General features: G+C 62.8%; 10 protein-coding genes. 3 read left to right on the forward strand and 7 right to left on the reverse strand.

The genetic code is table 11. The features are described from left to right. On the reverse strand, positions 1-553 hold a 553-nt coding region (locus A2J01_RS26840; protein ID WP_064113958.1), incomplete at its 3' end, for a maleylpyruvate isomerase family mycothiol-dependent enzyme. Positions 554-662: 109 nt separating this feature from the next. Here A2J01_RS26840 and A2J01_RS26845 point away from each other — a divergent pair. The 3 genes from A2J01_RS26845 to A2J01_RS26855 are packed head-to-tail and all read left to right on the forward strand — an operon-like array spanning position 663 to position 2,892. Beyond that, positions 663-1,463, forward strand: a complete 801-nt coding sequence (locus A2J01_RS26845) for a crotonase/enoyl-CoA hydratase family protein (protein ID WP_047268912.1) — start codon at positions 663-665, stop codon at positions 1,461-1,463. After that, positions 1,460-2,320, forward strand: a complete 861-nt coding sequence (locus A2J01_RS26850; RefSeq protein WP_007728407.1) for an EamA family transporter — start codon at positions 1,460-1,462, stop codon at positions 2,318-2,320. The genes A2J01_RS26845 and A2J01_RS26850 overlap by 4 nt, the downstream gene beginning before the upstream one ends. Positions 2,321-2,364: 44 nt before the next feature. Then, positions 2,365-2,892, forward strand: a complete 528-nt coding sequence (locus tag A2J01_RS26855) for a gamma carbonic anhydrase family protein (RefSeq protein WP_003941993.1) — start codon at positions 2,365-2,367, stop codon at positions 2,890-2,892. Positions 2,893-2,932: 40 nt separating this feature from the next. Here A2J01_RS26855 and A2J01_RS26860 read toward each other — a convergent pair whose 3' ends face one another. The 6 genes from A2J01_RS26860 to A2J01_RS26885 form a co-directional block, all read right to left on the reverse strand. Continuing rightward, positions 2,933-3,919 carry a pirin family protein gene (locus tag A2J01_RS26860; protein WP_047268946.1) on the reverse strand — a complete coding sequence of 329 codons (987 nt, stop codon included), beginning with the start codon at positions 3,917-3,919 and terminating at the stop codon, positions 2,933-2,935. A gap of 20 nt (positions 3,920-3,939) precedes the next feature. After that, positions 3,940-4,413 carry a MarR family winged helix-turn-helix transcriptional regulator gene (locus A2J01_RS26865; protein WP_042453108.1) on the reverse strand — a complete coding sequence of 158 codons (474 nt, stop codon included), beginning with the start codon at positions 4,411-4,413 and terminating at the stop codon, positions 3,940-3,942. Continuing rightward, entirely contained in the window at positions 4,400-5,494 is a 1,095-nt protein-coding gene (locus tag A2J01_RS26870; RefSeq protein ID WP_047268945.1) for an LLM class flavin-dependent oxidoreductase, read from the reverse strand. The genes A2J01_RS26865 and A2J01_RS26870 overlap by 14 nt, the downstream gene beginning before the upstream one ends. Before the next feature lie 147 nt (positions 5,495-5,641). Then, positions 5,642-7,174: a DHA2 family efflux MFS transporter permease subunit gene (locus tag A2J01_RS26875; RefSeq protein WP_064113959.1), complete on the reverse strand. Its 1,533-nt coding sequence runs from the start codon at positions 7,172-7,174 to the stop codon at positions 5,642-5,644. Beyond that, positions 7,171-7,641, reverse strand: coding sequence for a MarR family winged helix-turn-helix transcriptional regulator (locus tag A2J01_RS26880; protein WP_003941890.1), 471 nt, complete (start codon positions 7,639-7,641; stop codon positions 7,171-7,173). Before A2J01_RS26880 ends, A2J01_RS26875 begins: the two co-directional genes overlap by 4 nt. A gap of 89 nt (positions 7,642-7,730) precedes the next feature. Beyond that, positions 7,731-8,696, reverse strand: coding sequence for an NADPH:quinone oxidoreductase family protein (locus A2J01_RS26885; RefSeq protein ID WP_063314748.1), 966 nt, complete (start codon positions 8,694-8,696; stop codon positions 7,731-7,733). Between the last annotated feature and the right edge of the window lie 189 nt (positions 8,697-8,885).

Consider the following 8,885-nt stretch of genomic DNA (forward strand, 5'->3'; position numbering starts at 1 on the left):
CGGCGGGCGGCGTCTTCTCGTTGACCGAGTACGCGAAGTTTCGCGTCCGCACACCCAGGTGAGCGATGTTCTTGATGCGCGCCGTCGGAGCGCGTTCGACGCCGAGTGCGTCGGCAACGTCCTGCCCGTGCGCCCACGTCTCCATCAGTCGCGCGGTAGCCATGGAGACACCGCCCATGGGCGGGCCGTACCAGGGGAACTTGGTTCCGGCCGGGGCGGCGGTGAGCGCCTCGACGAGAGCGGTGCGCCCCGCTCGCCAATCGGCGAGCAACTCCGCCGGCTGGCGGGCCGCCTGTTCGGCAGCACCGTCGTCGACAAACCCTGCCGGGTTCACGAACGCCGCCTTCAACTGCTCCGCGAACCCGTCCGGGTCGGTGATCGCCAGGATCGCTGCACTGTCCGTCCAGTGCAGGTGCCCGATCTGATGTGCGATGGTCCACCCTTCCGCAGGCGTCATTGTCGCCCATTTCTCCTCGGGCAGATCCGCAACCAGGGCGTCGAGGCTCTCGCCTTCGGCCCGCAAGTCATCGATGAACGTCTGAAGTTCGGCCATGCGACCAGCATCACACTCACATCCATAAAAATCAAGCACGAATGATTGTTATTGCGAAATCCTGTGGTGAGAGACTGAGCTCAACTGCCATCGACAACCAGGAGCACCCATGAGCGACGCCGTACTGATCTCGCGAACCGGCGATGTGGTCACGTGGACCCTCAATCGCCCGGACACCCGCAATGCGATCTCCGAGATCGACATGATCGAGGCCCTCGAAGACGCAGTCACCGCGGTCAACCGAGATCAGAGTGTGCGCACGGTCATTCTGACGGGGGCCGGATCGGCCTTCTCCTCCGGCGGCAACGTCAAGCACATGCGAGACAAGGAGGGCATGTTCGGTGGCGCACCCGGCGAGATCCGCCAGGGCTACCGGCACGGCATCCAACGCATCCCGCTCGCGCTGTACACGTGTGAGGTGCCGACCATCGCGGCGGTCAACGGCCCGGCCATCGGAGCGGGCTGCGACCTCTCACTCATGTGCGACCTCCGCATCGCCTCGACCGCCGCAGTCTTCGCCGAGAGTTTCGTCAAGGTAGGACTCATTCCCGGCGACGGCGGAGCGTGGCTGCTCCCCCGCGCGATCGGCAACGCCCGCGCGGCCGAGATGGCGTTCACCGGTGAACCGATCGATGCTGCGAAGGCACTCGACTGGGGTCTGGTCTCGCAGGTGACCGAGCCCGAGGAATTGCTTTCCGCTGCGCACGCTTTGGCAGCTCGAGTAGCCGCCAATCCCCCGCAGGTACTCCGCATGACCAAAAAGCTCCTCCGCGAGGGCCAGCACCAGAGCCTCGAGAGCTTGCTCGAACTCTCGGCCGCCATGCAGTCGATCGCCCACCACACCCGAGATCACCACGAAGCCGTCGCCGCGATGCTCGAGCGTCGAAGTCCCGAGTTCACCGGAGAATGAAGGCCGGCAGTCAGCTACTGCCGGTCGGAGCAGTCCTCACGTCGATACTGTCGCTCCAGTTCGGAGCGGCATTCGCGACGACACTGTTCTCGCAGATCGGGCCGGCCGGAGCCACGACGCTGCGGCTGACGATCGCCGCGATCATCCTCGGCGTCATCGTCCGCCCGCGATGGAGCAGATGGTCGAACCGGCAGCGCAAAGGCATCTTCGCGCTGGGCATCGCCCTCGCCGTGATGAACGGCGCCTTCTACCTCGCCCTCGACACAGTGCCCATCGGAACGGCCGTCACCATCGAGTTCCTCGGACCGCTCACCCTGGCCGCAGTTCTGTCTCGTCGGTGGGCCGACGGAGCATGGGTGCTGCTCGCCTTCGGCGGAGTGTTGCTGCTCGGGTTGGGCGATCACGGCGAATCCGGTTTGGACCCGATCGGGGTGATGTTCGCGTTGATCGCCGCTACTGCGTGGGCCGGATACATCGTGGCCGGTTCCCACCTGGCCGCGACGCTCCCGAGCGCCGACGGGTTGGCAGGCGCAAGCATCGTCGCGGCCGTATTGACGCTGCCCTTCGGCGTCGTCTCGGGCGGAAGTGAACTGCTGGATCCGACGATGCTCGCCGCAGGCGCAGCCGTCGCCGTCCTCTCGTCCGTCATCCCGTACAGCTTGGAAATGTGGGCGCTGCGCTCTCTAGCCAAGAAAGTCTTTGCCGTCCTCATCGCCCTCGAACCCGCAGCGGCCGCACTGGCCGGAGTCCTCGTGATCGGGCAAACGCTCGACGCGTTCACACTCGTGGCCATCGCACTGGTGGTGGCCGCGGGCGTCGGCACAGTCGTCATGAATCGAAAACCCACAGCGAAGTAGTCCAGGTACCGTCAGAGCACGTCATTCCAACGCACAGGAGAACCATGACCAACCCGATCATCGCCACCGTTCTCGGTAACACCCCGCAGATCGACGAAAGTGCGTTCATCGCACCCAACGCCACCGTTGTCGGCGCGGTGACCATCGCTGCGGGAGCCAGCATCTGGTACGGCGCGGTTATCCGCGGCGACGCAGAATCGATCTCCATCGGCGCTGACACCAACATTCAGGACAACTGCACCGTGCACGCCGACCCGACGTTCCCCGCAGTGCTGGGCGAACGAATCTCGGTCGGCCACAACGCAGTGCTGCACGGGTGCACCGTCGAAGACGACGTTCTCGTCGGCATGGGTGCCGTGGTGCTCAACGGCGCACACATCGGCTCGGGGTCACTGATTGCAGCCGGCGCCGTCGTGTCTCAGGGGATGCAAATCCCGCCTGGATCACTGGTCGCCGGCGTGCCCGCCAAGGTCAAACGTGAACTCTCCGAAGGCGAAAAGGCCGGTATCACCGCCAACGGCGCCGGCTACATCATGCTCGCGAAGGCTCACCAGGACATCGAACAAGCCTGATCGAAACGACGCTCGCGGCCGGTAGCAGCAAGAGCAACGACTAGGCTCGGGGCCGCAACGTACTGTTCGGCAACTCGGGTGCCGGGAGCGCCGGACCGTCGTATCCCGGCACGACGCCGAAACGCCGGTCCGGGACGCTGCCGTCGAATCCGGAGGCAAGCTCGGCCTGCCACTTGCGTCGATACTCGACGATCTCTGCGTGTGTACGGCCCATGAAGTTCCACCACATGATGACCTGCTCGCCCAACGGTTTCCCGCCGAGAAGTAGCAGTCGAGCCGGTTCGGATCCCGGATTGCGCAAAGTCAGTTTTCCGAAACCCGGTGCTTGATAACCCAACTCGGCCCAGCCGACAGTGGTACCACGCAGAACAACCGATCCTTGATCGACGATCACGCCGTGCTCATGTGAACGATCGACATCGAGGGCGATCTCGGCCCCAGGATCGAGAATCACCTCGGCACCGAGTAATTCGGTGAAGGTAGACACCGGAGACGTTTCACCGGCGAGCGAACCGAGGAACACACTGAGCGTGACACCATCGGTGGTCACCGGCTCCGGTCGATAGTGAACGAACGCGGGTGCGGTATCGCGCGCCGCATCCGGCAGCGCCACCCACAACTGCATCCCGTGCAGAACCTTCGTATTCGGCGTCGACACCTCGGAGTGCGCGATCCCACTCCCGGCCGTCATCAGATTCAGTTCACCCGGCCGCACCATCGCATGGGAACCGATGCTGTCACGGTGCTCGATCTCTCCGGTGAACAGCCAACTCACCGTCTGCAAACCGGTATGCGGATGCGGCGGCACATGCATGCCCGGTCCTGAGCCGACGTCATCCGGACCGTAATGATCTGCAAAACACCATCCCCCGATCAGCGAACGCTCGCGTTGCGGGAGGGTGCGTCGCACTCGCATGGCCCGCGGGCCACCGAGCGGTACGTCGCGCGGGGTGAGGATCTGAATCTCGCTCTCCGCCGGATGGCCTTCGCATTCCTGCTCGACGGGCTGCGCTTCGAGGTTACTCATATCGTCCATCCTGCCTCCAGTCATGACTGCGCGAGACGCAGACGCGTGCACAATTCGGCCAACAGTCGAAGTTCATCCGCGTCCAGGGCCGGTCCGACGTGGCGGCGGATGCTCGCGGCATGACGGCGACCCACTGATTTCTGCAGCGCTGCACCCGTTTCGGTGAGTTGCACGATCGTCCCGCGGCGATCCTGTGGATCAACACTTCTCGTTACCAGACCTTCGCCCTCCAACCGTTCCACCAGGCGACTGAGCGAAGGCTGGCTCAGCAATATCTCCCGATTCAGGTCATGCAGGCGAAGGGAACTACTCGGCGCAAGACTCAGCGTGAACAGCACGTCGTACTCGCGCATCGACACCTGATCCCAGACGTCGTCGGCAGAGAGCCGCCGCAGCACCGACACCTGGGCGCGAAACAAGGCTTCCCAGGCGTCGGTGGCGAGTTCGGTGGTGCTGACCGGAACCTCAGGCGGTTGCTCGTCAGGCAGTGACACTGCTTGCCTCACGAGTTGCCTTCATCGACGCGTGAGTGGGCGGGTTGTCCGGCACATGTGCTGGCCGCCTGGCCGCGAACTCACGGCGCAGAACCGGAACAACTTCCTCACCGAGCAGATCGAGCTGCTCGAGCACCGTCTTCAGCGGCAGTCCGGCGTGATCCATCAGGAACAGCTGGCGCTGGTAGTCACCGAAGAAATCGGCAAACGCCAACGTCTTCTCGATGACCTGTTCAGGGGAACCGACGGTCAGCGGCGTCTGCTCGGTGAACTCTTCGAGTGAGGGCCCGTGGCCGTACACCGGAGCATTGTCGAAATACGGACGGAATTCCTTGACCGCGTCCTGACTGTTCTTGCGCATGAAGACCTGGCCACCGAGACCGACGATCGCCTGATCCGCGGACCCGTGGCCGTAATGCTCGTAACGCCGGCGGTAAAGATTGATCAGCTCGATGTAGTGCTCTTTCGGCCAGAAGATGTTGTTCGCGAAGAATCCGTCGCCGTGATACGCCGCGATCTCCGCGATCTCGGGGCTGCGGATCGAGCCGTGCCACACGAACGGCGCGACGCCGTCCAGCGGGCGCGGTGTGGACGTGAATCCCTGGAGTGGAGTGCGGTACTCCCCTTGCCAGTTCACGACCTCCTCGTCCCAGAGCCGGCGAAGAAGTTGATAGTTCTCGAGCGCCAACGGGATACCGGCGCGAATGTCCTTGCCGAACCACGGGTACACAGGCGCGGTGTTTCCGCGACCCATCATCAGATCGACGCGCCCCTCGGCGAGGTGTTGAAGCATCGCGTAATCCTCGGCGATCTTCACCGGGTCATTGGTGGTGATCAGCGTCGTGGACGTGGAGAGCGTGATCTTCTCGGTCTGGGCCGCGATGTATCCGAGCATCGTGGTCGGAGATGACGGCACGAACGGCTTGTTGTGATGCTCGCCGGTCGCGAAGACGTCGAGACCGACTTCCTCGGCGTGCTTGGCGATGGTCGTCATGGCCTTGATGCGCTCGTGCTCTGTCGGGGTCGCCCCCGTCGTGGGATCAGTGGTGACGTCACCGACCGTGAAGATTCCGAACTGCATGGTTGCTCCTCCGCGAACTAGATCCATGCGTTTGCATGTAACTGATCAAACATTCAACCATCCAGCTGTATTCCACGGCAAAAAGGTGAGGGCGGCACACAAGATGTGTGCCGCCCTCACCTGGACGAACGATCTACCGAAAAGCGGTCAGTGCATAACGATCGGCGTTGCCGTCTCGCCCTCGGCCACCGGCCTGGTGGTCTTGCTCCGCGGCAGGAAGAACGCCGGGATGAGGGTCAGGACGATCAGCACAGTGGCAACGAGGAAGGTGTTACCGAAGGCATCCGACGCCGCACTGAGAATCGAATTCGCAGCAGACTCCTGCGGACTTCCCGGTTCGGTCGGAATGTGCGAGGCCGCACCGACCATCGTCGTGTCGAGGCCACGATCGAGAAGCTGGTTGGTCAAGACCACCGACATCACGGCGGTACCGATCGAACCTGCGGTCTGCTGAACGATGTTCATCAGGGTGGAGCCGCGAGCAATCTGCTCGTTGGAGAGCGTCACGATAGCTGCGGTCATCAGCGGCATCATGGTGCAACCCATACCGAGGCCCATGACGAACAAGGCACCCATCAGCAGCCACGTCGGGGAATCCGAGGCAACCTGTGTGAACACACCCAAGCCGATCAGAATCAACGGCAAACCGGTCAGGACGATCTTGCCCGGGCCGATCTTGTCGACCAGTCGACCAGCGATGGGCATGGTGACCATAGCGCCGAGACCCTGCGGAGCCATCAACAATCCGGCAGCGAGCGTGGTGTGACCGCCGACCTGAATGAAGTAGCTCGGGAACAGCAACCCGGCGCCCATGAACGCGACGATGAACAGCGACGTCGTGATGACGGCGGTGGTCAACTGACGGTTCTTGAACAGGTGCAGGTCGATCAGCGGGTGATCCTTGTTGAGCGCGTGGAACACGAAGGCGATGATCAGTGCCAGACCGATACCGGCCGACACCAGAACCCGAGCGGACGCGACGGTTCCCACCTCAGGGATGGACGACACACCGAACAGGAACAGCGCCAGGCCGGGCGACAGCAGGATCATGCCGAGGAAGTCGAAGGACTCCGAAGGCTTCGCCTTGTCGGACGGCAGAATGATGAACGCAGCAGCCAGAGCGATGATGCCGATCGGCAAGTTGATCAGGAAGATCCAGTGCCAGCTCGCGGCCTCGATCAGCCAACCACCGCGAATCGGGCCGCCGATAGGACCGAGCAGCATCGGGATACCGAGAACTGCCATGACACGACCGACACGGTCCGGACCGGCGGCCCGGGTCATGATCGTCATACCGAGCGGCATCAACATGCCGCCGCCGAGACCCTGGAGCACGCGGAAGCCGATGAGCGAGGTGATGTCCCACGCCATCGCACAAGCGACCGAACCGAGTACGAACAGCACCAGGGCCGTCATGTACAGGCGCTTGGTGCCGAAACGGTCGGCAGCCCAACCGGTAACCGGAATGACCGTCGCCAAGGCGAGCGTGTAGGCCGTCATCGTCCACGCGACGGTGGCGTACGAAGTTTCGAAGTCCTCGGCAAAAGTGGTGAGCGCGACGCTCACCACGGTTACGTCGAGAATCGACATGATGGCGCCGAGCACCACCACGGAAGCGATCTTGAGGACCGCCCCGTCAAGTTTGTCGGACGCCGGTGCCGGCGCGTTCGGCGATGTCATCGCGAAGTCTCCTGGTTAAGTGCTCGCAGATAGTCACCCGCGAGAATGGGCTTGAGAGCCTCGAACAAACGAATCCGCTCTGGCTCAGGAACACGCGACGCGAATTCGCGAAGCTGGCCGCGCTTGCACTCGATGTGGTTGGTCGTCACCTTACGACCGGCCTCGGACAAGGAAACCCGCTTGACGCGTCGGTCCCGCTCGTCTTCACGTCGATCGACCAGACCCATGTTCACGAGCTGATCGATGTTCCGCCCCGTAGCTGCCACCGAGAGCCGAAGCTCGTCGGCAACCTCGTTGATCGGGATCGCCGCATCACGTTGTGCAAGTACGAACAGCACACGCACCTGAGAGAACGAGAGATCCAGTTCGATCAACGCATCGATCGACTCCGAATCACCGGCGCTCATCAGGCGAGTGAACAACTCGTCGAGTGCTCCATACAGGTCATCAGAATCGGAAGCGATCACCTGGCAAATGGTAGTGCGGTTGCAACTATTGCCCAAATGAAAACATGTTGCAACTTATTATTTGGTGACCACCATCACGTTGCGAAGAATCATTCCTGCAGCAAGATGGCCTTTCCGAGAACTTTGCCGCTTTCGAGATCAGCCAGGGCAACTGCTGCGTCGGCAAGCGGATACCGTGCCTTGACCAGCGGACGCAAGCCGTTTCGGACGTGTTCTACCAGCGATGCGTGTACCTCGGCTACCGCCTCGGGATTGGTACGCGTGAACTCACCCCATGCCGCGCCGACAATGCTGATATTGCGAAACAGCACCCGGTTCACCTTTACCTCGGGAATACCGCCGCCGGCGAATCCGATCACCACGAGTCGTCCTTCGGGTGCCAGAACCCGGACCGCGTCGTCGAACGCATCGCCGCCCACCGGATCCACCACGATCTGAGCGCCGACGCCGTCGGTCAGTTCCCGAATCCGCTCTCCCCATCCCGGAGCCAGCGCGACCACCTCGTCGGCACCGAGCTCACGCAAGAAGTCATCGACGCCCTCGCGTCGTACCACGGCGATCACCCGGGCACCGTGCGCCTTGGCCAGCTGGATGGTTGCCGTTCCGACTCCGCCTGCAGCGCCGAGCACGACGACAGTCTCCCCCGCGACGATCTTCGCGCGACGAGCGAGCGCGAACTCCATCGTCTGATAGTTGATGATCAGCGAGGCCGCCTCGTCGAAGGCGAGTCCGTCCGGAATTCGGAGTACCTGCGCCGGGTTGACGGCAATCCGCTCTGCATACCCACCCAGATACGCGGCCGCGAGAACACGATCGCCCGGAGCGAAACTCGACCCTTCCGGCGCGGAGACCACGACGCCCGAGATCTCCGCGCCGGGAATGAACGGCGGTTCCGGGCGGATCTGATACTTGCCGTAGGTGATGAGCAGGTCCGGAAAGCAGACGCCACTTGCCTTCACATCGATGAGAACAAGACCTTCGGCTGCGGGCTCGGGAACCTCCTGCGCGACAATTCCTTCGGGACCGGACAGTTCCGTAACCACCATGGCGCGCACAGAAAGCTCCTCTTCGGGACATCTGAAGTCTGGACCGGTAACCCGGTTTTCTCGACTTTAACCCGGTACTCACGTCAGATCATCGTTCGCTCCCGATGTGCAGACGTTCGAGTCCGTCGAGAATCAGATCGAGACCGAAAGCGAATTCGGCGGCGTAGCTGTATCCCGGAGCAAGGACGTGCTCGGTGG

Source organism: Rhodococcus sp. EPR-134, from assembly GCF_001647205.1.
In the GTDB taxonomy this organism is placed as follows: Bacteria; Actinomycetota; Actinomycetes; order Mycobacteriales; family Mycobacteriaceae; genus Rhodococcus_F; species Rhodococcus_F qingshengii.

Coding starts and splice junctions, on each gene's coding strand:
- A2J01_RS26845 (WP_047268912.1), top strand. CDS start 663: ATGAGCGACGCCGTACTGATCTCGCGAACCGGCGATGTGGTCACGTGG.
- A2J01_RS26850 (WP_007728407.1), top strand. CDS start 1,460: ATGAAGGCCGGCAGTCAGCTACTGCCGGTCGGAGCAGTCCTCACGTCG.
- A2J01_RS26855 (WP_003941993.1), top strand. CDS start 2,365: ATGACCAACCCGATCATCGCCACCGTTCTCGGTAACACCCCGCAGATC.
- A2J01_RS26860 (WP_047268946.1), bottom strand. CDS start 3,919: ATGAGTAACCTCGAAGCGCAGCCCGTCGAGCAGGAATGCGAAGGCCAT.
- A2J01_RS26870 (WP_047268945.1), bottom strand. CDS start 5,494: ATGCAGTTCGGAATCTTCACGGTCGGTGACGTCACCACTGATCCCACG.
- A2J01_RS26875 (WP_064113959.1), bottom strand. CDS start 7,174: ATGACATCGCCGAACGCGCCGGCACCGGCGTCCGACAAACTTGACGGG.